25 protein-coding genes and 1 pseudogene are annotated in these 21,295 nt (G+C 51.3%); 17 read left to right on the forward strand and 9 right to left on the reverse strand.

Going from position 1 to position 21,295, the window contains the following annotated elements; all coding sequences use genetic code 11:
• Position 1 precedes the first annotated feature (1 nt).
• The 8 genes from B5M13_RS11320 to B5M13_RS11355 all read left to right on the forward strand — a co-directional run bounded on the left by B5M13_RS11320 (position 2) and on the right by B5M13_RS11355 (position 8,784).
• Positions 2 to 2,653 carry an MGH1-like glycoside hydrolase domain-containing protein gene (locus B5M13_RS11320; protein WP_080055773.1) on the forward strand — a complete coding sequence of 884 codons (2,652 nt, stop codon included), beginning with the start codon at positions 2 to 4 and terminating at the stop codon, positions 2,651 to 2,653.
• Between the two features lie 25 nt (positions 2,654 to 2,678).
• Entirely contained in the window at positions 2,679 to 4,670 is a 1,992-nt protein-coding gene (locus B5M13_RS11325; RefSeq protein WP_080059885.1) for an amylo-alpha-1,6-glucosidase, read from the forward strand.
• A complete protein-coding gene (locus B5M13_RS11330; RefSeq protein WP_080055774.1) occupies positions 4,630 to 5,433 on the forward strand; it encodes an MIP/aquaporin family protein in 804 nt (267 codons plus the stop codon). Before B5M13_RS11325 ends, B5M13_RS11330 begins: the two co-directional genes overlap by 41 nt.
• Positions 5,434 to 5,478: 45 nt before the next feature.
• The gene (locus B5M13_RS11335; RefSeq protein ID WP_080055775.1) at positions 5,479 to 6,162 is read left to right on the forward strand and encodes an SDR family NAD(P)-dependent oxidoreductase; all 684 of its coding nucleotides are present in this window, start codon (positions 5,479 to 5,481) and stop codon (positions 6,160 to 6,162) included.
• An 11-nt stretch (positions 6,163 to 6,173) separates the two neighbouring features.
• Entirely contained in the window at positions 6,174 to 6,401 is a 228-nt protein-coding gene (locus tag B5M13_RS11340) for a hypothetical protein (protein ID WP_080055776.1), read from the forward strand.
• 2 nt (positions 6,402 to 6,403) lie between these two features.
• Positions 6,404 to 6,826 carry a hypothetical protein gene (locus B5M13_RS11345; RefSeq protein WP_155297233.1) on the forward strand — a complete coding sequence of 141 codons (423 nt, stop codon included), beginning with the start codon at positions 6,404 to 6,406 and terminating at the stop codon, positions 6,824 to 6,826.
• Positions 6,827 to 6,832: 6 nt separating this feature from the next.
• Complete coding sequence (locus B5M13_RS11350; RefSeq protein ID WP_080055778.1) at positions 6,833 to 7,873, forward strand: Rieske 2Fe-2S domain-containing protein; 1,041 nt, start codon at positions 6,833 to 6,835, stop codon at positions 7,871 to 7,873.
• Positions 7,874 to 7,938: 65 nt separating this feature from the next.
• Positions 7,939 to 8,784, forward strand: a complete 846-nt coding sequence (locus tag B5M13_RS11355; protein WP_080055779.1) for a hypothetical protein — start codon at positions 7,939 to 7,941, stop codon at positions 8,782 to 8,784.
• On the opposite strand, the gene vapB is transcribed toward B5M13_RS11355, so the two are convergent.
• Positions 8,683 to 9,009, reverse strand: a complete 327-nt coding sequence (gene vapB, locus B5M13_RS11360) for a type II toxin-antitoxin system VapB family antitoxin (protein WP_080055780.1) — start codon at positions 9,007 to 9,009, stop codon at positions 8,683 to 8,685. The genes B5M13_RS11355 and vapB overlap by 102 nt on opposite strands.
• Positions 9,010 to 9,109: 100 nt before the next feature.
• Between vapB and B5M13_RS11365 the strand changes: the two genes are divergently transcribed.
• Positions 9,110 to 10,000, forward strand: a complete 891-nt coding sequence (locus tag B5M13_RS11365; protein WP_080055781.1) for an NAD-dependent epimerase/dehydratase family protein — start codon at positions 9,110 to 9,112, stop codon at positions 9,998 to 10,000.
• A 58-nt stretch (positions 10,001 to 10,058) separates the two neighbouring features.
• Here the strand turns inward: B5M13_RS11365 and B5M13_RS11370 are convergent, their stop codons facing one another.
• From B5M13_RS11370 to B5M13_RS11400, 7 genes are all read right to left on the reverse strand, one after another.
• Positions 10,059 to 10,979, reverse strand: coding sequence for a hypothetical protein (locus tag B5M13_RS11370; RefSeq protein WP_080055782.1), 921 nt, complete (start codon positions 10,977 to 10,979; stop codon positions 10,059 to 10,061).
• A 45-nt stretch (positions 10,980 to 11,024) separates the two neighbouring features.
• The gene (locus B5M13_RS11375) at positions 11,025 to 11,483 is read right to left on the reverse strand and encodes a DM13 domain-containing protein (RefSeq protein WP_170061119.1); all 459 of its coding nucleotides are present in this window, start codon (positions 11,481 to 11,483) and stop codon (positions 11,025 to 11,027) included.
• Between the two features lie 10 nt (positions 11,484 to 11,493).
• The gene (locus B5M13_RS11380; RefSeq protein WP_080055784.1) at positions 11,494 to 12,288 is read right to left on the reverse strand and encodes a hypothetical protein; all 795 of its coding nucleotides are present in this window, start codon (positions 12,286 to 12,288) and stop codon (positions 11,494 to 11,496) included.
• Positions 12,289 to 12,378: 90 nt separating this feature from the next.
• Positions 12,379 to 13,029, reverse strand: a complete 651-nt coding sequence (msrA, locus tag B5M13_RS11385) for a peptide-methionine (S)-S-oxide reductase MsrA (RefSeq protein ID WP_080055785.1) — start codon at positions 13,027 to 13,029, stop codon at positions 12,379 to 12,381.
• Between the two features lie 16 nt (positions 13,030 to 13,045).
• Positions 13,046 to 13,552, reverse strand: a complete 507-nt coding sequence (gene msrB, locus B5M13_RS11390; RefSeq protein ID WP_080055786.1) for a peptide-methionine (R)-S-oxide reductase MsrB — start codon at positions 13,550 to 13,552, stop codon at positions 13,046 to 13,048.
• A gap of 48 nt (positions 13,553 to 13,600) precedes the next feature.
• Positions 13,601 to 14,746: an ATP-grasp domain-containing protein gene (locus tag B5M13_RS11395; RefSeq protein WP_080055787.1), complete on the reverse strand. Its 1,146-nt coding sequence runs from the start codon at positions 14,744 to 14,746 to the stop codon at positions 13,601 to 13,603.
• Positions 14,733 to 15,470 carry a hypothetical protein gene (locus B5M13_RS11400; RefSeq protein ID WP_080055788.1) on the reverse strand — a complete coding sequence of 246 codons (738 nt, stop codon included), beginning with the start codon at positions 15,468 to 15,470 and terminating at the stop codon, positions 14,733 to 14,735. The genes B5M13_RS11395 and B5M13_RS11400 overlap by 14 nt, the downstream gene beginning before the upstream one ends.
• A 121-nt stretch (positions 15,471 to 15,591) precedes the next feature.
• On the opposite strand from B5M13_RS11400, the gene B5M13_RS11405 reads away from it, so the two are divergent.
• From B5M13_RS11405 to B5M13_RS11435, 7 genes are read left to right on the forward strand one after another with little or no spacing between them, the layout of a single operon-like run.
• Positions 15,592 to 15,945: a hypothetical protein gene (locus B5M13_RS11405; protein WP_155297234.1), complete on the forward strand. Its 354-nt coding sequence runs from the start codon at positions 15,592 to 15,594 to the stop codon at positions 15,943 to 15,945.
• Positions 15,946 to 15,966: 21 nt separating this feature from the next.
• The gene (locus B5M13_RS11410; protein ID WP_080055790.1) at positions 15,967 to 16,443 is read left to right on the forward strand and encodes a YHS domain-containing (seleno)protein; all 477 of its coding nucleotides are present in this window, start codon (positions 15,967 to 15,969) and stop codon (positions 16,441 to 16,443) included.
• Positions 16,444 to 16,474: 31 nt separating this feature from the next.
• Complete coding sequence (locus B5M13_RS11415) at positions 16,475 to 16,897, forward strand: DoxX family protein (protein WP_080055791.1); 423 nt, start codon at positions 16,475 to 16,477, stop codon at positions 16,895 to 16,897.
• A gap of 29 nt (positions 16,898 to 16,926) precedes the next feature.
• Positions 16,927 to 17,427 (forward strand): DinB family protein, encoded by a 501-nt coding sequence (locus B5M13_RS11420; RefSeq protein ID WP_080055792.1) that lies wholly within the window; start codon positions 16,927 to 16,929, stop codon positions 17,425 to 17,427.
• A gap of 35 nt (positions 17,428 to 17,462) precedes the next feature.
• Complete coding sequence (locus tag B5M13_RS11425) at positions 17,463 to 18,095, forward strand: LysE family translocator (protein ID WP_080055793.1); 633 nt, start codon at positions 17,463 to 17,465, stop codon at positions 18,093 to 18,095.
• A 59-nt stretch (positions 18,096 to 18,154) separates the two neighbouring features.
• The gene (locus tag B5M13_RS11430) at positions 18,155 to 19,063 is read left to right on the forward strand and encodes an alpha/beta fold hydrolase (RefSeq protein WP_080055794.1); all 909 of its coding nucleotides are present in this window, start codon (positions 18,155 to 18,157) and stop codon (positions 19,061 to 19,063) included.
• Positions 19,060 to 19,512: a YHS domain-containing (seleno)protein gene (locus B5M13_RS11435; protein ID WP_080055795.1), complete on the forward strand. Its 453-nt coding sequence runs from the start codon at positions 19,060 to 19,062 to the stop codon at positions 19,510 to 19,512. The genes B5M13_RS11430 and B5M13_RS11435 overlap by 4 nt, the downstream gene beginning before the upstream one ends.
• 1 nt (position 19,513) lies before the next feature.
• Here the strand turns inward: B5M13_RS11435 and B5M13_RS34725 are convergent.
• Positions 19,514 to 19,681, reverse strand: a pseudogene (locus tag B5M13_RS34725) (IS982 family transposase); the annotation flags it as partial.
• Positions 19,682 to 19,931: 250 nt separating this feature from the next.
• On the opposite strand from B5M13_RS34725, the gene B5M13_RS11440 reads away from it, so the two are divergent.
• A complete protein-coding gene (locus tag B5M13_RS11440; RefSeq protein WP_080055796.1) occupies positions 19,932 to 21,056 on the forward strand; it encodes a glycoside hydrolase family protein in 1,125 nt (374 codons plus the stop codon).
• Positions 21,057 to 21,295: the final 239 nt, after the last annotated feature.

Here is a 21,295-nt window from a genome sequence, read left to right on the forward strand (position 1 = left end):
GATGAAAACGACAAAGAAACAACCAAACACTGTGGCCGAACGAGTTCGGTTGCAGGAGCAATACAGCGGAAAACAAGATTGGCTGCACTGGGGGCCTTACCTATCGGAGCGGCAATGGGGAACCGTGCGGGAAGATTATAGCCCCTATGGCAATGCCTGGGAGTATTTCTCGCACGACCACGCTCGCTCAAGAACCTACCGCTGGGGTGAAGACGGCATCGCCGGAATTTCCGACGAAAAGCAACGGCTTTGTTTTTCTATCGCCCTCTGGAATGGCAAAGACCCCATTTTGAAAGAACGCCTTTTCGGGCTGACGGGCAACGAAGGGAATCATGGCGAAGACGTGAAGGAACTGTACTATTACCTCGACAGCACGCCCACCCACTCGTACATGAAGCACCTTTATAAGTATCCGCAACGGGCTTTTCCCTATGCCGACCTCGTAGAGACCAACCGCTCCCGCGACCGTTATCAACCCGAATATGAGCTACTGGATACAGGTATTTTCGACGAGAACCGCTACTTCGACGTATTTACCGAATATGCCAAAGCGTCGGAACAGGATATTCTGATTCGGATTACGGTTCATAATCGCGGCTCCGAAGCCGCTCCTGTACACCTGTTGCCAACGCTTTGGTTTCGGAACAACTGGTCGTTTGGGCAGATTCCGGCCAAACCCCGGATTCGACGTGGTGCCGATACCGAAGGGGCCGGTAGCTTACAGACCGAACATCCCGGACAATGCCCCTACACGCTCTATTTTGAGCCGACCCAAACGGTATTGTTTACCGAAAATGAGACCAACACCGAGCGCGTTTTTGGTTATCCAAGTGCCCATCCGTTTACCAAAGACGCTTTCCACCGGGCCATTATTGGCGGAGAGTTCGATAGTCTGAGCCAGCGTGTCGAAGGGTCCAAAGCGGCTCCGGTCTATCAGCTTACCATACCAGCGGGTGAGTCGGTAACGGTCAAACTGCGGCTCTCACGCAGTGCCAACAGCAAACCGCTTGGTGCGGAGTTCGATCAGCTAGTTACTCAGCGCGTTCAGGAGGCCGACGAGTTTTATGCTACCATTCAGTCGCCGGAGGCTGATGCCGAAACTAAAAACATTCAGCGCCAGGCGTTTGCCGGGATGCTCTGGTCGAAGCAGTTTTATTACCTCGACGTACCCCAATGGCTCGACGGCGACCCCGGCCAGCCTGCTCCACCTGCCGAACGCAAACACGGCCGGAACCACCAGTGGCGAACCCTCAACAACGAAGACATCATCTCGATGCCCGACAAGTGGGAGTACCCCTGGTATGCAGCCTGGGATTTGGCCTTCCATTGCGTGCCGTTAGCCCGGGTTGACCCCCAGTTTGCCAAAAATCAGCTTATTCTGTTTCTACGCGAGTGGTATATGCACCCCAACGGGCAGTTACCCGCCTACGAATGGGCCTTTGGTGACGTAAATCCGCCCGTTCATGCGTGGTCGTGTCTGGCGGTGTACAAGCTCGAAGCGGCACAGACGGGCGTGGGCGATGTGGATTTTCTGAAACGGGTTTTCCTGAAACTACTGCTCAACTTTACGTGGTGGGTCAACCGCAAAGATGCCAAAGGCAACAACGTATTTGAAGGCGGGTTTCTTGGACTTGACAACATTGGTGTTTTCGACCGGAGCAATCAGATTCCGGGCGGTGGTCGATTAGAGCAGGCCGACGGCACAAGCTGGATGGCGATGTACTGCCTCAATATGCTTGAAATGGCGCTCGAAATTGCCAAAACTGATGTTACTTACGAAGACGTAGCCACCAAGTTCTTTGAGCACTTTGTCTATATCGCCGAATCGCTCAACCGCCTGGGCGAAGACTGGGATGGTTCGTGGGACGAAAACGAAGCCTTTTTCTACGACATTCTGGAACTACCCGGTCAGCACTACATACCGCTAAAAATTCGGTCGCTGGTGGGGCTTTCGACGCTCTTTGCCGTCCTGAAAATTCCGAGAAGCATCTTCGCCAAACTACCCGATTTTACGAAGCGGATGCGCTGGTTCCAGCAATATCAGAAGCAGGGGAAAATGCACATTGTGGTCGAAGATATTGACGAGAATCAGGATCTGCTGCTGTCGCTGATTCCACCGGACCGGCTGGAACGGCTACTCCATGCCATGCTCGATGAAGGTGAGTTTCTGGCTCCGGGCGGCATCCGGTCTATTTCCAAAATTCACGAACACGGCTACTCAGTGCATATCGACGGGCAGGAGTTTGGGTTACGTTATGAACCCGGCGAATCGTCGAGTGGGTTGTTTGGAGGAAATTCCAACTGGCGCGGCCCCATCTGGATGCCGATGAACTATCTGCTGGTTTGCGCGCTCCGTACCTACCATAGCTACTACGGCAATCAGGTGCAGGTAGAGTTTCCAACTGGTTCGGGGCAACAAATTTCGCTGGGTGAAGCGGCTTCTATGCTGGCTCAGCGGCTGGTTGGTATTTTCCGGCCCGATGCCAACGGGTATCGGCCTGTCAACGGCAACGAAGGCCGATATGCCACTGACCCGCATTTTAAAGACCTGGTCTTGTTCTACGAATATTTTCACGGCGACACCTCGCGGGGTGTTGGAGCCAGCCACCAAACCGGCTGGACAGGTGTAATTGCGGATTTGATTGGATCGTGAACTGAATAACCCAAAGACTATCTTCATGAACCTTAATAATTTTGATGAACTCACCGACCGCGAATGGCTCGTTACCAACGGGTTGGGTGGCTATGCCAGTAGTACGCTGACGGGTGCCAATTCGCGTCGGTATCATGGACTGTTGGTGGCGGCACACAATCCGCCAACCGACCGTCAGGTAGTGGTGTCGAAGGTAGAAGAAACGGTGCTGACCGAACAGGGTAGTGTATCGTTGTCGAGCAATCGGTATGGCGAGTTTGTGCATCCGCAGGGGTGGCAGCATCTGGTTTCGTTTGAGCGATTGCCATTACCAACCTGGGCTTTTCAGGTAGGCGAACACCAGATTGCCAAAACCGTATGGATGGTTCAGAACGCCAACACCACGCTGGTGTCGTATCAGAACCGGGGCAAAACTGCCGTCACCCTGCAACTAATGCCCTTATTTGTGCAGCGCGATTACCACAGCCTGTTTCATCAGACCGATTTTTACGACTACTACATCGCTCAGATCAAACCTTACCTGAAGCTCTATGCCCATTATGGCGCTCAGCCAGTGTACTGGGCTTATTCGGGCGGAACGTTCGTCGAAAGTCGGGCGTGGTATCATCAGTTTACGTATCGGGAAGAGCAGAAACGGGGACTGGACTTTGTCGAGGATGCGTATTCAGTAGGTTACGTGGAGGTACGGCTGGAGGCTGGTGACGAATGTTTTCTGACGTTTTCGATGGATGAAAATCTGCTGATTCCAAACCCTGTTGATTTACGTACTGCTGAAATCAATCGAGTTGAAGCCCTACGCCAATCACAAACAGACTCGTTTTTGAAAGACCTTGTGCTGTCCGCCAATCAGTTTATTGTACAACGGCAATCGACAGGTAGCGAGACCATCATTGCCGGGTATCACTGGTTTACCGATTGGGGCCGCGATACCATGATTGCCTTGCGGGGACTGTGTATTTCGCTCGGTCATCAGCAAACGGCCAAACGAATTCTGGCTACGTTTTTTCAGTATCTGGATGATGGTATGCTGCCCAATCGCTTCCCCGACAACAGCCAGGACCCGGTTGAATACAACACCATCGATGCGACGCTGTGGCTGTTTGTGGCCCTCTACGAATACCACCAACGGTTCAACGACCTGGCGTTTGTGGAGCAATATTATGAGCAGTTGCTAACCATACTGGATGCCCATCAGAACGGCACCCGCTACGGTATTCATGTGACCGATGAGGGGCTGTTGTACGGCGGCCGAGGCACCGCCCAGCTCACCTGGATGGATGCCCGCGTAGGCGATTATGTCGTAACATCCCGCCACGGCTGTCCGGTTGAAGTGAACGCGTTGTGGTACAATGCGCTGAAAATCACGATTTACTTTGCCCAGCAACTACGTCGAAAACCCGATATGTATGGGCTGATGCTTCGGCGGTTTGAGAAAAGTTTCCGGTCGGCATTCTGGAATGAAAAAGGCTATCTGAACGATGTGGTTCTTCCTGGCAGCGCACCCGATGCCAGCATCCGGCCCAACCAGATTTATGCCTTGAGCCTACCATTTCCCTTGCTAAACAAAACTGACCAACAACAAATTCTCAAGATGGTAGAGACTCATCTATACACACCCTATGGCCTGCGAACCCTCTCGCCCGACGATCCGGCGTTTGTGGCGGTTTATGGGGGCGATCAGTGGCTGCGCGATACGGCCTATCATCAGGGAACCGTATGGCCATTTTTGCTGGGTGAATACTGGACCGCCTATGTACGGGTACATGGCGACACAGTAGCTACCCGAAAGCGTATGAATGGCGAACTGGCAACGCTGAAACAGCACTTTTACGAAAACGACTGCCTCTTTGGTATCTCCGAAATTTTCGACGGCTTGCACCCGCAACACGGACGAGGCACTGCCAATCAGGCCTGGTCGGTGGGAGCCATTATCAAACTATTGACCGATTACCCGGCTCGGTTACCGCGCACAAAGGATGAAAACACTACAAAAAAATTGGCCACTCTACCTGATTGAAGCCTGGGCCTTAGGTACGTTTATGGTGTCGGCCTCGCTGGTTGTCATTGCCGTCGAGTATCCGGCTTCGCCTATTCGGCAGGTTATTGATTCATCGATTGTTCGGCGGGCCTTGATTGGCGTAGCGATGGGGCTAACGGCCATCGGGCTGATTTATTCGGGATGGGGCAAACAGTCGGGTGCACACCTGAATCCAGCCGTTACCATTGCCCAGTGGCGGCTGAACCGGATTTCGACCATTGATGCATTGGCTTATATCGTGGCGCAATTTGTGGGCGGTTCGCTGGCTATTGCCCTGCTGGCCTGGCTTATGCCGAGCTACATGGCGCACCCAGCCGTCAATTTTATAACAACACAACCCGGTCCAACGGGTGTTTGGGTGGCGCTGGCGTGTGAATTTTTACTGGCCTTTGGCATGCTCACGCTGGTATTGATCCTCAGTAATTCGGTTCGGCTGGCTCCCTACACGGGCTATTTTGTGGGGCTGGTTGTGGCATTGTACATCACGTTTGAAGCTCCTTTTTCCGGGATGAGCATCAACCCGGCCCGCACCGTTAGCTCGGCCTTGTCGGCACAGGTCTGGGCAGGCTGGTGGCTCTATTTCATCGGTCCCATTACGGGTATGTGGCTGGCAGGCTGGCTCTACCGACGCCGTTACCGACGGCGGCAGGGTGAGTGTCGTACAATGGCCATGCACCTATCCGGCCAGAAAAGCGGTTGCCAGACGTATGAAGTGCTCTGGTGGAGCGAAGATGAAAGTTAGGACAACATGACAAAAGCGACTAAAAACAGTTGAAATCAAGTCTTTATGAAAACAATTCTTGTAACCGGAGCTGCCGGTAATCTGGGAAAATCGGTTGTTGAACACTTGCAGCAGCAAGGCTATTTGGTACTGGCCACGTTCAGTTCTGACCGCGACCTTCACCTGTATGACCATCTGCCCAATGTGCGCCCTTACGTGGTCAATGTGCTGGATGAAGCTAGTATAACAACTTTCATGACCGATACGTCGGATTTTGATATACGTGCGGCTGTGTTGCTCGTCGGAGGATTTGCTATGGGACGTATTCAGCAAACCGACGTTCGGCTGCTCGAAAAAATGATTGACCTCAATTTTGTGTCAGCCTTTAACCTCGTCAAACCGCTGATGTGTCGCTTTGAACAACGGGGAGGAGGCCAGTTTGTGCTGATCGGTTCACGCCCTACGCTCAACCCGACTGAAGGGAAGGATGTATTTGCCTACGCCATGAGCAAAGCCCTTGTTTTTGAACTGGCCAAGCTGATCAATGCCGAGGGTAAGCACGCGCATACGACCGCCACCGTAGTGGTGCCCAGCACCCTCGATACGCCCGCCAACCGGACAGCCATGCCCGATGCCGACCCGGCCCACTGGGTGCCGACCGAACGCATTGCCGACCTGATTACCTTTCTGATCAGCGATACGGGCCGAATGACGCGCGAAACCGTCGTGAAAATCTATAACCGGGCTTAACCCCTAAAGTCATGATTGAACTACTGGTTATGCTGTTTTATGGCTACGTAAGGGCCGGAGTTGTTTTTGGGGTGTATTTTATTGGCTGGGGAGCTGCCCGTATTGATCACGAAGCTAAAGACATGAGCCTGGCTGTTCGGCTGTTGCTGTTGCCTGGTTCGGTTGCCCTTTGGCCGTTGCTTTTACAAAAACTACTTCGGCATCGGTCGTCTTCACCTACTGATTCTAACCCTGTATGACCATGACACCAAAACTTCGACAAACACACCGGGCAATGTGGGGGCTACTGGCAATCCTGTTACCCATCGGGTTTATTTCTACACTGAGCCTGGACAGAGACCCACCTATCCAGCAACAAACCATTGCTTTGCCTTTGCCGGACGCCCTTCCTATCGTGGTTAGAACCGTAGAAAAGCCGGGCATACAGGCCACGCTTCGCCGTAGTAATCAGTCGGCCGATCCTCAGCTTGAACTCGTTGTTCGCCAACCTTACGAAGCGCCTTCGGTCGTGGTCAACGTGGTTACACCCACACGCCAACTGGCCATTGGCTCTGTAGATGTAGCGGGTATCTATCGGTTCGCGTTACCCGATTCAACACTGCACCCAACCATCAGCTTGGTGGATGATCTCAAACACAGCGTTCTTCAAACCATTCAATTTTAAGATCGTATGGCGCTAAACTACCTGCCCGTTTCCTGGAATGGTCAGAAAAAATTATATGATTGGACCATTGCCGGACTTGCCACGGTATATCTGGTTATTTTCTGTGGGCTTCAGGCTGTTTTGTTTCCCGACGTAACTGCCGAAACCATCATCATCCGGGCGACCAGTACACTGGCTTTTCTGATGCTTCACGTTATTTTGATTATTGGCCCATTGTGTCGGCTCAGTACCCGTTTTTTGCCATTGCTTTATAACCGGCGGCATTTGGGGGTCAGCATGTTTCTGGTGGCTTCGGTACATGGTATTTTCAGCGTGATTCAGTTTCATTCGCGTGGCAATGTCGATCCGCTGGTGTCGCTTTTTACGTCCGAACCCGGCTATGAGCACCTGTCGCAATTCCCGTTTCAGACGCTGGGCTTTTTCGCCCTTCTGATTCTGTTTTTGATGGCGGCCACCAGTCATGATTTCTGGCTAAAAAACCTAAGCCCCCGAGTCTGGAAAACCCTGCACATGGGTGTATATGTCGTTTATGGCCTCCTCGTGATGCATGTATTGCTTGGCGTATTGCAGCAGGAAACGGCTACAGTTTACACAGTTGTGCTAGGAATTGGCATGGCTTTGGTAATTGGCTTGCATTTGGCCGCAGCGATTGTCAGCCAGCGAACGGATAGTAGGCCGCTGGGTCAGGCGATGGATGGGTTTGTGGAGGTATGTGATGTGCATGAGATTGCCGAAAACCGGGCAAAGACCCTGATGATTAATGGCCAGAACATTGCGCTGTTTCGATACGATGGCAAGGTGTCGGCGATCAATAACCAGTGTCGGCATCAGAATGGGCCGCTGGGCGAAGGAAAGATCATCGACGGTTGCATTACTTGCCCCTGGCATGGTTATCAATACTTGCCCCACAATGGTCAGTCGCCCCCGCCGTTCACCGAAAAAGTAGAAACCTATGCTGTAAAGTGCATTAGTACAAGGGTCTGGGTTGACCCAACTCCGGCTCCACCCGGCACCCCCCAAACGCCAGCTTTACTTAATGGACAATGAATAATGGCTAATGCATAATGCCGCAGAGAATCCCATTATTAATTATCAATTTTTCATTAATAGCTATGAAACCAGAAGATGATTTTTACATTGGCTGGCAGTCCGACGCACCTCTTTCAATTCGAAAAGTGGTTTGGCGAGCCGTGATTGCACTAGCCTTAATTGTGCCCATTCTGGCGGGGCTACTCGTCTGGCAGCAACGCGGTTTTTCGGGGGCTGTATTCGAGTATGGTACGCTGACAACACTCGAAGGTGAACTGATCCGAACGCCTGTACCTTTTTTGCGGGTTCCTGTGAAACAAACAGCCGATAATGCCCCACTTTTTGAACGGGTATTACTCATCGGTTTCAACAAACGCGGGGCCGATTCAACCCTGAACGCATGGGAACGTAAATACGGCCCATTGACCAATAAACGGCTGAAAGTACGGGGAACGCTTATTTACCACGATGGGAAAGCTGCTCTTGAACTGACCGAGGAAGCCGACGCTTTAATAGATGTTTCTGGTATAAAACCGTCATCAATACCGCCCGTTTCCTCAACGCTGGGGCAGAGTAGCTTGGGTATCGTCAGGTTAACCGGCGAAATTACAGACCCTAAGTGTATGCTTGGCGTGATGAAACCCGGCCAAGGTCGCCCGCATCGGTCGTGTGCCGTGCGCTGCATTGCCGGGGGTATTCCTCCCTTGCTGGCGGTTCAGAATCGCAGTGGTCAGCGCAATTACTATTTAGTTGTGGGACCGATGGGAGAGCCACTGAATGCATCTATATTAATCAATGTAGGCCGTTCGGTTGAACTGAGGGGCCGGTTAGAGCAGGCCGATAACTGGCTCATTCTTTACACCGATTCGGTTCAGCCGCTGGCTCAGGCTCCGCTGGATCGGTCCATGCAGGTAGCGATGTGCTGGTAATTTTTCTAAATCGTCCAGCGGTGCATCAAAATCAGGACTCATTTGAAACTGGCCTTTGGCACTCCCAAATACGGGAGCTTTTCGTTCAAGAGGTTTCTCCGTAGTTTTACGGGTAGCCAAAAAATCAACAAAGTCAGCTACCTCTGCTTGGTAAACAGGCGGTAAAGTCTGGTATTTCTGATACAGTTGGAGATACGTCTTGTGTTTAGGGCTAATTTGACTCATAACAAAGATAATGAGTTTACCTGTTCGCTATATAGCTTTCAAAACTATGTAGGTGAGCCTTTTCAGCCGAACAGTGTAGTGCCAGAAGCTATAATAGGTAATGAGAATCGTATTGACCGGAAGTTCGGGGCGAGTTGGGCGGGCTATTTATAACGCTTTAGCCACTGAACACGATGTCGTTGGTATTGATCGAACCGCTTTCTCAACCACGCGCATCGTGACTGATTTTGCTGACAAATACCTCCTGACCGATGTGATGAAGGGGGCAGATGCAGTCATTCATACGGCCGCCTTACATGCTCCTCATGTGGGTGTGCTATCCGATGCCGAGTTTACCCGGATTAATGTTGATGGAACCCGTTTGGTCGCAGAAGCAGCTTTGGCCACACAAGTCAGGCGGCTTGTCTTTACCAGTACAACCGCCATTTTTGGCAAGAGCATCGAGGATGGTCTTTCTGCCTGGGTGACGGATGAAACAATTCCTCAGCCTCGAAGCATTTATCATCGGACGAAGCTGGAGGCTGAAGCTTTACTTCGCCGTGTAGCCGACGACCATTTGGCTATTCGTGTGATCCGTATGTCGCGCTGTTTTCCTGAACCGGCCGACCTGATGGCCATTTATCGCTTAACGCGGGGTGTTGATGTGCGCGATGTGGCCCGTGCTCACGTTGCTGCATTGACCAATGAAGGAGAAGCTTATCAGGAATTTATCGTCTCAGGAGATACCCCTTTTCAGCCAGAAGACTGTGCCGATTTAGCAACCAATCCCACAACGATCTTAGCCAAACGTGTACCAACCTTACTTACGGCTTTTAACGAGCGAGGGTGGCCCTTACCAACACCTATAGACCGGGTTTATGCCGGAACCAGCGCAAAAACTGCTTTAAATTGGCAACCTCGCTATGGTTTTGAGGAGGTACTTGCCCAACTGGATCGGGGGAGTTTAGAGGTTCTGCCCGTTGGGGTGGCTATTAGTCAACGTGAAGAGTAGTGGTTGCTATCTCTTATAAAACCGCGAATACTGAACCCAAAAACGTAAAAGAAACGGGTTAAAACAGCCAGCTTATTTCGGGCGCAAAAACGATGCTTCGGGTCAGGCCGTCGGGTCTGACTTCTCGAACGACCAGTGGCGTACCAGCCGTAAAGCCGATGCGCGTTTTGGGCGTTAGGTTCCACCAACCGGCCAGGGTGGCATTGAGGGTTAACCCCTGCGATCCATTGATCTTTACCGATTTGCTGCTGGCATCAGTATAGGTGTCCTCTGCCAGGTGATAGATGCCTAACAAACCTCCGTTCAGGCTAAATTTGGGGTTTATCATCCACGTATAAGCAGTTCTTACCAGTACATCAGCTTTCCGGGTAAACTGGTTGGACGGTGGATAGGCCGGGGCTTCGGGCTTGCCATTCAGGCTGGGTAGAAATGTGTTGCTATTCGCACTGGTAAGGGGTTGCTGCCAGCCTGCCGAAAGTTGCCATTGGCGATTGCTTACCGAAACGCCCGTAATCAGATCGACCGTACCTAGGCTGCTCTGGTATTGCATTGGCAACGGACGACCATCGGCTTTTAGGTTGCTGTTGCTCAAGGGCAGTTTTGTGCCCAGAGTGAGCGACGTTGCCCATTTGGCTTGCGTTGGCAATGTGTATGTACCCGACAGGAAAATGTCGCCTGGTCCGGCTGCACTTCCTAAGTTTCCACTAGCATAATTGGCTGTTAATTTTGCCTGAACGGCCCACCTGGCCGACAACTGATTGTCGTATTGAAGGCCTGGTGCAAAAACCAGTACCGCTTCGTCCCCCAATCCAACAGGAAGCAGGAGACTGATTTTCTGGCCTTTCGTATCGCCCGTCGCGTGTTGTTTAAGTGCGCCAATGGTGCAAAAGCCAGCGTCGCTGCACCCCTGTGCCAGAGTAGTTAACTGGCTGGCGAAAAGCAGGAATATCGTTAGAAAAGAAGTCAGGCAGTTAGTCATCAGCTTTTTAGAAAAATAGGTAGTGAAGGTATTTATTACTCCAGATTATTTCAGTTCGGCATTCCCGAAATGCACAGAAAATCGCTTACACCAGATCAGCACATAACGCTGTTGGCTTAGTGTTATAGTTGACGGTACATCTACAAAAAAGTTGCCAGTGGCTGTCAGCAAACTCACTTCCGTAAAGGTGCTGGCTTGCGTATCGTTGGCTAAATAAATGCGCAGATCAGGCCCGGTGTCGCTCCTGAAATTCTCGAAAACGAGCGTCTGTTTGCCGTTTCGCCCATACAGGCGTACCCGGCCGCTCACGGTATGAACGCCGTTCTGAAAGTTGCCAGAGGCCAGTAGCTTCTGGCCGGTTGAGTCAAAAACCTGCACGGGGTCAACTGTACTGACAGGCATCCCCAAACTCCCCAGCGGAACCAGGTCTTTGTCTTTTACGCATCCACCGATTCCCAGAACCAGCAATGTATACAAGAAACTGACAGACAGAAGAGATTTCATAACTACCAATTTATGGGTTAATGGACTCATGAAGCCAGGCATAACTTTCCCGGAAGAAAGCGTCAATACGGTCGTGGGTAGGAGTGCCCGAAATAGATAACAAGGCACCTTGCCAGTCGGCTCCTGTGCGCCATTCCCCTGCCGACAGCGTAGACGCATTCAGGAAGTTAATAGGCTGGGTTCTATTGTAGCCAGACAGATAGAAATAAGGTTCAGAACAGATCGAATCCGCTATCGCATAGCCTGCCCAGATAGCCGCCCGTTCGTGTTGCTGCGCATCGGTCAGGCTGTAATAAACGCCCGTATCGAAGTGGTGGGGCCAGATTCGGATTTCGCTTTGCTGGTCACTCCACTGGTTCAAGGTTTGCAGGGATTCATTGGCTACAGTGCGCCAGTGGTTCCACTCGCTCAGCGCCGATGGTCGCTGATACACCGCATCGGGTGCAACGGGTTCGTGATCGAGATGGTAGTTCAGGGGCCGAATTGCCGAAATTTCCCAGGAGCGCATTTGATCGTTCCACCACATCAGGGCATCGGCAGGTGTTTTGCCTTCTGGCGAAAACAGGCCCAAAACCCGGTTCTGTCCATCAACAAATTGAACTGTAAACGCTTCGGTATCAATTACCAGCCGGAGGTGCTGACCCGCCTGGTCGAATGCCCGCCCTTCGAGCCAGTGCAACACAGGATTCCAGGCCATATTAGTCTGGCTATCGTCTGTCTGGAGGGGCAGCCACTGCATACCAGTCAGGGCGATCAATTGTGCCAAACTATGCAGCGTCTTATCGGTTTGATTTAGGTCATCCATCTGAAAATGAGGAGTTAATAAATTGGTAATGGACAACGGATAGTGAAATAGCCCTTACTTATTGTTCATTATCCATTGTCCATTATCCATTTACTGATTGTCTTCCTGTTTCAATTTGCCTTTCATGGCATGGCGTAGCTTTTCGATCTTCGGCAGCGAAACGTGCTGAATATAAGGCTGGTTTGGGTGCAGCTTGCAGTAGTTCTGATGGTAGTTTTCGGCCGGATAGAATACGCTGAACGGCAACATCTCCGTGACGACCGGATTGGCGTAATGCTTCGACGTATTGACCCGCTGAATGGCGGCCATGATCTCCTGCTTTTCGGACGGAGTCCGGTAAAACGCTACCGACCGATAATCGCGCCCAACGTCGGGGCCCTGCCGGTTCAACGTGGTCGGATCGTGTCCGGCGAAGAACGCATCGAGCAGTTCCCGATAGCTAATCACGTTCGGATCGTAATACACCTGCACCGACTCGGCATGCCCCGTTTCGTCGGTACCCACCTCCTGATACGTTGGGTTGGGAACATTGCCTCCCGAATATCCGGAAATAACCTCCCGAACACCTTTAAGCTGGTCGAAGCCTTCTTCCTGCGCCCAGAAGCAGCCGCCTGCAAAGGTAGCAACTGCTTCGCCGGGTTTCAGCTTCGGTAAGCGGGCGGGTGTCGTGTCTAAGTTCTGGGCCTGTGTACAGCTCGTCAACAGCCAGAATCCAAGTATGAAAATCTGAATAAATCGCATGGGTTCCTTTCGTTTACTATTTTTTGACAAATTCCAGCGCCAACCCATTCATACAGTAGCGGAGGCCGGTAGGCGCAGGGCCATCGTCAAAAACGTGACCCAGATGAGCATCGCAAATGGCGCATTGCACTTCGGTCCGAACCATGCCGTGGCTGGTATCGCGAATGTCTTTGATAACATTTTTACGCAATGGGGTGTAGAAACTGGGCCAGCCCGTTCCCGATTCAAACTTGGTATCGGAGCTAAACAACGGCTCGTGGCAGCAAACGCATCGATAAATGCCATGCTCGTGGTTGCTGGCCAGTGGACTACTAAATGGGCGTTCGGTGCCTTGTTTGCGGGTTACAATAAACTGCTCAGGGGTAAGTGCCAGTTTCCACTCGGCTTCCGTCTTTTCGAGTCGGCGCGGAGGCTTTTCGGGATTGGTGTCCTTACCGGATGGGCCTGTGAGCAGCACGGCAAAGGCAGGCGACATGATGAGTAAAAGGCTAGTCAGGCTAGCCAAAACAGTGGATCGATTCATGGTTTTATGCTTGTTAAGAATGTGTGAAACTATTGGATGAACAGAAAATTAGGGTTGCCCACTCCCGTTTCGGCCTTGCTGCGTGTGTTTCCATAGCCGAAAAGCCTGCCGGAAGGTCATGTACGGTATGCCCCGGCGGTGGTTTTCGCGGCTAATCTGGTAGAGTACCCGCCAATGGTGAAACAGCACCCGGTAGCCTTCGCGGAGCGAAAAACCCGGCTGGTAAATATGGGCAGGTTCGGCACCGGCACCGTTCAATTCCAGAATCCGAATGTGGTTACCAGCATACAAATCGGCTACGCTCCGGCACCGTAGATCGTACCGGCCAAAATAGAACCCGTCAATTGGCTGACTGATTCGGTCAAACACCTGCGTCAGCTCAGGGGTGATCAGGTGATTGGCATTCAGGAATTTAGTGCCCCGACAGTGGTTGCCTATCGACTCCAGCGTAATGGTTTCGCCAGCGGCCGGTATGTCGTGGAACCGATGGCCATACTTCCTGATGAGAACCGGCAGTTGAAGAATGGCCCGTTCGTTTTGCCGAATCAGGTTTTCGATGCAGTCATAGCCATTGCCTCGTATGGTCAGAAATTCCTTCTGCACCACCGACGACACAACGCCTTTAGCCTGCCCCGGCATTCGGTAGTAAAACACGCCCAGTTCGAGCGGTTCATCGACATATTCCTGAATCAGAAAATCAATCGGTGTGTTGGCGATGTAGTTCGTCAGGGCTTCACGGCTCTCAATTTTTTCGACCCGCCAGCCCCGCTCACCTACATTCGGTTTGGCAATAACCGGAAACGAAAAACCACGCTCCTGCATCAGATAAAACACCGTTTCGGGGTCGGTTGACGCTGGTACAAACTGCGTAATGGGCATATATACATCGCTGATCCCGGCCAGTATACCCGCTTTGGATTCACCAAACAACCCTCCTGTTTCGATGGACGGATTGGACGCAGAAAAATAAAACAGCGACCTCGCCTTGATCGATTGCCACAAATGGAACATAAAAATGGGGAAATATACCACCTCAAACGGCCAGTATTCCCAGTGGCGCAAACGGATCATAAAAGGAGACGTCTGGCCAAAACGCGTAAGGAGTGCCCATACCGTTGCCGGGAGCGAACGAATTGTCTGAACGAATGAGCTTTCGGAGAGGGGCGCCGAACGGGTGGTGCTAACGGGTTGCATAGATAGGGTCAATAGGAGTCTGGTAAACAGTCGGTTGAGTGAAATCCTCGTAAATCATGTTTAGTTCATCTGCGCCATAAACGACACTAGTCAGGCTGACGGTGAGCATCTCATTCCGGCGATTCATGCGGAGGTTATTCTCGGCATCGCCAGTACCACCAACCTGATGAAAACGCCGGATAGCTTCTACCGAATAGTCGGGGTGTTGTTGGCACCATTCCCGAAACCAGCCTTCGCGTTGCCGGATAACCTCGGGTGTATACAGCGTAGCCGACGACCAGATGTAAGGCTGGCCTGGATCTTTTTCAGCCACAAAAAGCCGATTGCCATTCCAGCGAAGCTCTATCAATCGGCCTTCTTCAGCGATTAGGAGTGTCAAGGGTTCCAGCCCTGTGAAATCGTAGGTGCCAATAAATGCTTCAACAGATGGATACGTAAACACATGTAAAGGTACCAGACCACGACTATGCCGATAGGGTGGTGCTGACCGATGGGCCGTGAAAGCACCATTGAGTAAACACACGGTTACCGGGGATTCAGCGTCCCGGAAGCCTGACGCCATCCAGGTGCCTTGTCCCTGCGGATCCTGCGGAAAGGTGATTGCAACCCCGCCGATGTCTACGGTTCGGGGCAGCTTCGCAACGGGACGTATTGCTTTTTCGTCGCGGCTATGGGTCAGGATGTAGCCGGTTGGTTCAGTTGGCAAGTAAGTGACAGTACACATGAGCAATCCACTTGATCGACACAAGATTATCCAAAGTTTATACCATTTTAATAATATGTTGATTATCAGTTGATTGTTTGAGGTTTCGAATGGCTGACGGTGAAGAAATTCACGAAATAGCGTGAGTGTCTTGGTAAATCGTGACAGTTTGTGGATCGATGGCTGCCAGCCACAACAAGGCCAACGTCGGCAAAATAATTTTGGTGGCCAGTCAATCAGGCAGGCTCCTGCGAAAAACCAGTTTACAATTTTCTATGGGTATTTCGGGACGCTTACGAAATATCGGGAATTCAGCCTGTGGCCAGAGCTGACTTCTCTCCGGCTTTTACGTGCGTTTTGGCCGTTTCCAGTGTGTAATAGCCGTTTTTTCTTTTTTCAATGGATCTGGAATGGTATTTGGCAACTGTATCAGAAGAACGTTGGTACGGCTGCGTTGGCCGAGTTTACACCAATCAGACAACACAATGGCAAGTAACCCATTCAGACAAACTATCCGATGAAAACGCTTTCGCTCCTGTTTATTACCTTGTTTTTTACCTACTGGACACCGGCTTCAGCCCAAACGAATTCCGTTGCAGCCCGCAAACAGCAGTTCAACCTCGAAAATGGCCTGGCCATACAGGGCTACGATGCTGTAGCCTATTTCACCCAAAACAAAGCCGTAAAAGGCTCGGCCGCCAATAGCTACACGTACAAAAATGTTACCTACCGATTTGCTACACCTGCCAACCTGAAAGCCTTTCAGGAAAACCCGGATCGTTACGAACCGCAGTACGGCGGTTGGTGTGCCTATGCGATGGGTGCCACGGGCGAAAAGGTAGAGATAGACCCCGAAACGTTTAAGGTCAAAGACGGCAAGCTGTACCTGTTCTACCACTCCTTTATTAATAACACACTGCCCAAGTGGAATAAAGATGAGGTGAATCTGCATAAGAAAGCCGACGCGAACTGGGGCAAATTCATCCAATCGTAAGTAAGTCATTCCTTTAAACCCTACCGCAATCATGAACAAAACAACGACCTACGTTCTTTGGGCCGCTCGCTTACTGGCTGCCATTATTCTGCTTCAGACCTTGTATTTCAAGTTTCTGGCCCAGCCTGAGTCGGTTTATATTTTCTCGACGCTGGGGGTGGAACCCTGGGGCCGGATCGGTTCAGGCATTGTTGAACTCATAGCCTCCGTACTCATCCTGATGCCACGAACAAGCTGGATGGGGGCTGCTCTGGGATTGGGTGTAATGGCTGGGGCTATCGTATCGCACCTGACCATCCTGGGTATTTCGGTGCAGGACGATGGCGGCTATTTGTTCTTTCTGGCTCTGGTAGTTGCGGTAAGTTGCACAGTCATTCTGGCGCTTACCCGCACGCAATGGATGCCGGTTCTATGGGGGATGCTGGGCCAGAAGAAAGTCCATACGAATGCCTGATTCTTCACCCATTAACGCTTATTAACACGATGTCACTTAAATCTGCCAGTACCGATATACTCATGCAACTTGCCGAAGTGGTCGGTCAGTTAGCCGACGATGATTACGCTCGACCACTGTCGGTTCTTTCGGGCAATACCATCGGCAAACATGTCCGGCACATTCTCGAATTTTATGAATTGCTCGTCGCTAGTATCCAAATGGGGCAACTCAATTACGACCGGCGCCAACGCGACCTTCGCCTGGAAGTCGACACCGATGAAGCCCTTCGCCGGATCGGAGCCGTTGACCGAACGATTCACCGGATTGATCTGAATCAGCCGCTAATACTGACGGCCGACCTATCGGTTAAAGGAAACGAAGTCGTCCAGATTCCATCCTCCATAGCGAGGGAACTGCTGTACAACATTGAGCATGCCATTCATCACATGGCACTTATCCAGATTGCTATTCAGAACGACTTTCCGGCTGTGGACTTACCGATGCATTTTGGCGTGGCGTATTCAACGGTTCAGCACCAGTCGAAGTAAAGACTGGATTTCATAACTTCCTACCAGCGCATCGTATGCTTCTGCTTTTCTGTATTGTCTGCGTCATCAGCTTTCTAGGGTCTGTCCATCCGGGTACTGTTAATCTGGCTGTTATGCAAACGACCCTTAGCCATAATAAGCAGGCCGGAATCTGGCTGGCTTTGGGCGGTAGCCTGCCCGAAATTGTGTACAGTAGTCTGGCGGCCGGTGGGCTAATGCTCATACCCGCCAATTCGCACTGGATGGATCTGCTGACGATTGCGCCCATTCCGGTATTACTGGGGGCTGGACTCGTGGCCTTTCGGCAAAAACCGGTTGAACTTACTGAGGTAGCCGACCCAAAGCCCACATTACCCTTCTGGAAAGGATTTTTATTAGGCAGTACGAATCCACAGTTGCTACCATTCTGGTCGGCTGTATGGCTTTATCTGAGTCGGGTTCCTATGGGCTCTCATACACTGGTTCCGATCAATCAGCCCGCCAGTCCGTGGGTGTTTGCGCTGGGCACTGCAACAGGGGCGTTTGGCTTGCTGATTCTGGTTGTTTGGCTAACGGACCGCTTGCGCCAGCGAATTGTACAGTATATGAATGGTCGGTGGGTCAATCGGCTAACCGGCATTTTATTTATTGGTATGGCCCTTTGGCAAAGTATACAGGTATTGGCCTGACGGTTGAGACTAGCTAACTCATATCGTCGGCCAATACTCTGGTCAACAATCTCTCTCGAATGATACGGTTTCTGCGTGGATGGACTACCGCTTTCCGCTGGCGCATCGGATTGGTGCTGCTGGTGTTGATTATTGTTCTGCTGCCGCAGTGCATGTCGATTCGAATGTCGGATAAAGCCATCGCCCAATACTTTGCGAATCGCAGCGTAAAGCCCACGTTTGGAACCGTCAGCAACAACGGGCACACGGTTCATTATGCACGTATCGGGGCCGACTCCTTACCGACTGTATTGTTCATTCATGGCTCGCCGGGGTCCTGGGATGCCTTCATCGGTTTTTTTACGGATTCGTCGCTCTACAATCATGCCCAATTGATTTCGGTGGACCGACCGGGCTTTGGCAAGTCGGAATTGGGTCGGCCGGAAAAGTCTCTGCAAGCCCAGGCGGCTGCAATAGCCCCGTTACTCCGTCAGAAACCGGCAACGCCTAAACCCATTGTCGTTGGGCATTCGCTGGGCGGGCCGGTAGCCGTTCGACTGGCGATGGATTACCCGGAGCAGGTAGGGGGGCTGGTTCTGGTTGCCCCTTCTATCGACCCCGATCTGGAGCGGGGAGAATGGTATCGCCCAATTGGAGCGGCTTTTCCGGTTCGGTACTTACTACCCACCGAACTGGACGTTAGTAACCGGGAGATTATGGCCCTAAAAGCGGAGCTTCAGGCGATGCGTCCGCTTTGGTCTACCATTCGTGTTCCCGTAACCGTCATCCAGGGAACGGAGGATGAGCTGGTATCTCCCGACAATGCCGCCTTTGCCCGAAGCATGTTGCAACAGGCTACGGTAACTATTCAGATGATTCCCGGCATGAATCATTTTATTCCCTGGCGTCGGCCCGATTTGATTCGGACCGCTATTCGCCAGCAACTCTCAACGAATCAATCCAATTTTTCAACCAATAAACAGCCATGAAACGACTCATTTTTTATTTGGCCATTGTCATTTTCGCATCGATTACTACTGCCTGGGCGCAGCAATCACCCGTTTTTGCCCCCGGTGGACAAGCGTTAAGAGGGTATGATCCAGTAGCTTACTTTATCGACGGGAAACCTGTACCGGGTGATTCCACTATTTCATATGCCTATCAGGGAGCAACCTGGTATTTTGCTAGCGCCAAGAATCGGGATATGTTTAAAGCTGATCCCGAAAAGTACGCTCCTCAATACGGCGGCTATTGCGCCTATGGTACATCGCAGGGCCATAAAGCCCCGACAGAACCCGACGCCTGGACAATCGACAACGGAAAGCTATACTTCAACTATAATAAAAAGGTACAGACTCTATGGAATAAAGATCGAGCGGGCCATATTCAGAAAGCGGATACGAACTGGCCTTTACTAAAAGACAAGGATAGCCACTAGCTTCTTGTTCGTAGTCGGTATAGCCACTATCACCATACAGTAAACTGCCAGGTGGTAGATCAATTGGCATGGCTTGCAAGCTTGTCGCGTCATGAAAGCTGCCCGCACGGCCATAGTAGTCAACGGGTAAGCCGTCTGCATCAACAATTAGGGTGATTTTGAAACCATAGACCGGGGCCGCCGGGGCAGTCATCGAAAAAACAGTAAATTGCTATGGCTTTGTCAGGCATGGGGATGATCGTTTTAGAACCTCAGAGACGCTAAAAACTCTCCCCAGACTGGGGGGCAAATGATCTCGCAACTTGAGTTATTGATAAGTAAAATCATAGATGCCTATCGTCTTTATCACGAATAGTTTTGTACTCTTGGATAACTATTCGGCCGAATGAAGTGGCTGAGTGATTTATTTGTAAACTGTCATGACGTTCATAAACATCCGAATTGTACTTTTTTGCCTTCTCTCTGCATCGCTATTTGCGCAGACCAGCCACGTTCCCGATACGCAGATGCAGCGCGTCTACGATGAGGTTAAAACCCCGTTCAAATATGGGCTGGTGATGACCCCCGCCGACAATGAGCATAAAATGGACTGCCCGACAATCTTTCAGAAAGCCAACCAGTGGTACATGACCTACCTGATCTATGACGGTCGCGGCTACGAGACCTGGCTGGCCAAAAGCAAAGACCTGCTGCATTGGGATACCCTCGGTCGGCTTATGTCGTTTTCGGATACAACCAAAACCACTCGTTGGGACGCTAACCAGAAGGCAGGCTATAACGCGTTGCAGGACCTGCAATGGGGGGGGAGTTATGCGCTGGACCGATACAACGGCAATTACTGGATGTCGTACATTGGCGGCAACGGCAAAGGGTACGAAGCAGGCGACCTGTCGATTGGCATTGCCTATACATCGGATGATCCCACAAAAGCGCATGAATGGCAACGGAAGCCTAAACCCGTATTGACCGCTAAAGACCCGGATACGCGCTGGTGGGAGAATCGGAAGCTGTACAAAAGCACGATCATAGACGATAAGCAGAGGAAAACGGGCCACCGATTTGTGATGTACTACAACGCCAACGGCGATACGACTGGAGTGCCGAAAACACGCTGGTATGAACGCATCGGTATGGCCGTTTCCGACGATATGCTGAACTGGCAACGATTCTATAAAGAACCGGTGCTGATGCATTCGGCGGGAATTACGGGTGATGCGGTAATCCAAAAAATGGGTGACCTGTACGTTATGTTCTATTTCGGAGCGTTCTGGGAGGATCGAAAGGGAGCGTTCAACCGCTTTGCCGTATCGACTGATCTCGTCAACTGGACCGACTGGACAGGGGCTAATTTGATTGAGCCGTCAGAGCCGTATGATGACCTATACGCCCACAAGTCATTCGTGGTCAAACATAAAGGCACTGTCTATCACTTCTATTGTGCTGTCAACAAAGCTGATCAGCGTGGTATTGCCGTGGCTACGTCTGTCGATTTGGGGAAAAGTAACAAACAGTTTGTCGCGGCCCCTCCGAAGAAGAAGCTATGATGCGCAATCGGTTTTGTGGTGTCATCTTCTTTCATCTGACACCACAAAACCGATTGGCAGAGGGTTCTGAAAAACTGCATTTGTTGATTAGTAGTAACCAACAGTACTTGAATAGTTTTGCCATAAGATGCTGTTTGGGTAATTTCCCGATCCAGCTAAAGTCCCTTCTACTATCCATCGTTATTTATGGATAAAGCCCTTATTGTCAATAGATTGATTGCTAAGTGATGTGCGGCCGA

This window comes from Spirosoma aerolatum, assembly GCF_002056795.1.
GTDB classification, from domain to species: Bacteria; Bacteroidota; Bacteroidia; order Cytophagales; family Spirosomataceae; genus Spirosoma; species Spirosoma aerolatum.

Excerpts from the sequence above, each read along its gene's own strand:
- B5M13_RS11440 (WP_080055796.1), top strand. The coding sequence starts at position 19,932 with ATGACGTTCATAAACATCCGAATTGTACTTTTTTGCCTTCTCTCTGCA.
- B5M13_RS11395 (WP_080055787.1), bottom strand. The coding sequence starts at position 14,746 with ATGCAACCCGTTAGCACCACCCGTTCGGCGCCCCTCTCCGAAAGCTCA.
- B5M13_RS11355 (WP_080055779.1), top strand. The coding sequence starts at position 7,939 with ATGAAACCAGAAGATGATTTTTACATTGGCTGGCAGTCCGACGCACCT.
- B5M13_RS11335 (WP_080055775.1), top strand. The coding sequence starts at position 5,479 with ATGAAAACAATTCTTGTAACCGGAGCTGCCGGTAATCTGGGAAAATCG.
- B5M13_RS11420 (WP_080055792.1), top strand. The coding sequence starts at position 16,927 with ATGTCACTTAAATCTGCCAGTACCGATATACTCATGCAACTTGCCGAA.
- B5M13_RS11415 (WP_080055791.1), top strand. The coding sequence starts at position 16,475 with ATGAACAAAACAACGACCTACGTTCTTTGGGCCGCTCGCTTACTGGCT.
- msrA (WP_080055785.1), bottom strand. The coding sequence starts at position 13,029 with ATGCGATTTATTCAGATTTTCATACTTGGATTCTGGCTGTTGACGAGC.
- B5M13_RS11350 (WP_080055778.1), top strand. The coding sequence starts at position 6,833 with ATGGCGCTAAACTACCTGCCCGTTTCCTGGAATGGTCAGAAAAAATTA.
- B5M13_RS11435 (WP_080055795.1), top strand. The coding sequence starts at position 19,060 with ATGAAACGACTCATTTTTTATTTGGCCATTGTCATTTTCGCATCGATT.
- B5M13_RS11430 (WP_080055794.1), top strand. The coding sequence starts at position 18,155 with ATGATACGGTTTCTGCGTGGATGGACTACCGCTTTCCGCTGGCGCATC.
- vapB (WP_080055780.1), bottom strand. The coding sequence starts at position 9,009 with ATGAGTCAAATTAGCCCTAAACACAAGACGTATCTCCAACTGTATCAG.
- B5M13_RS11380 (WP_080055784.1), bottom strand. The coding sequence starts at position 12,288 with ATGGATGACCTAAATCAAACCGATAAGACGCTGCATAGTTTGGCACAA.
- B5M13_RS11320 (WP_080055773.1), top strand. The coding sequence starts at position 2 with ATGAAAACGACAAAGAAACAACCAAACACTGTGGCCGAACGAGTTCGG.
- B5M13_RS11330 (WP_080055774.1), top strand. The coding sequence starts at position 4,630 with ATGAAAACACTACAAAAAAATTGGCCACTCTACCTGATTGAAGCCTGG.
- B5M13_RS11370 (WP_080055782.1), bottom strand. The coding sequence starts at position 10,979 with ATGACTAACTGCCTGACTTCTTTTCTAACGATATTCCTGCTTTTCGCC.
- B5M13_RS11375 (WP_170061119.1), bottom strand. The coding sequence starts at position 11,483 with ATGAAATCTCTTCTGTCTGTCAGTTTCTTGTATACATTGCTGGTTCTG.
- msrB (WP_080055786.1), bottom strand. The coding sequence starts at position 13,552 with ATGAATCGATCCACTGTTTTGGCTAGCCTGACTAGCCTTTTACTCATC.
- B5M13_RS11425 (WP_080055793.1), top strand. The coding sequence starts at position 17,463 with ATGCTTCTGCTTTTCTGTATTGTCTGCGTCATCAGCTTTCTAGGGTCT.
- B5M13_RS11410 (WP_080055790.1), top strand. The coding sequence starts at position 15,967 with ATGAAAACGCTTTCGCTCCTGTTTATTACCTTGTTTTTTACCTACTGG.
- B5M13_RS11400 (WP_080055788.1), bottom strand. The coding sequence starts at position 15,470 with ATGTGTACTGTCACTTACTTGCCAACTGAACCAACCGGCTACATCCTG.
- B5M13_RS11325 (WP_080059885.1), top strand. The coding sequence starts at position 2,679 with ATGAACCTTAATAATTTTGATGAACTCACCGACCGCGAATGGCTCGTT.
- B5M13_RS11365 (WP_080055781.1), top strand. The coding sequence starts at position 9,110 with ATGAGAATCGTATTGACCGGAAGTTCGGGGCGAGTTGGGCGGGCTATT.
- B5M13_RS11340 (WP_080055776.1), top strand. The coding sequence starts at position 6,174 with ATGATTGAACTACTGGTTATGCTGTTTTATGGCTACGTAAGGGCCGGA.
- B5M13_RS11345 (WP_155297233.1), top strand. The coding sequence starts at position 6,404 with ATGACACCAAAACTTCGACAAACACACCGGGCAATGTGGGGGCTACTG.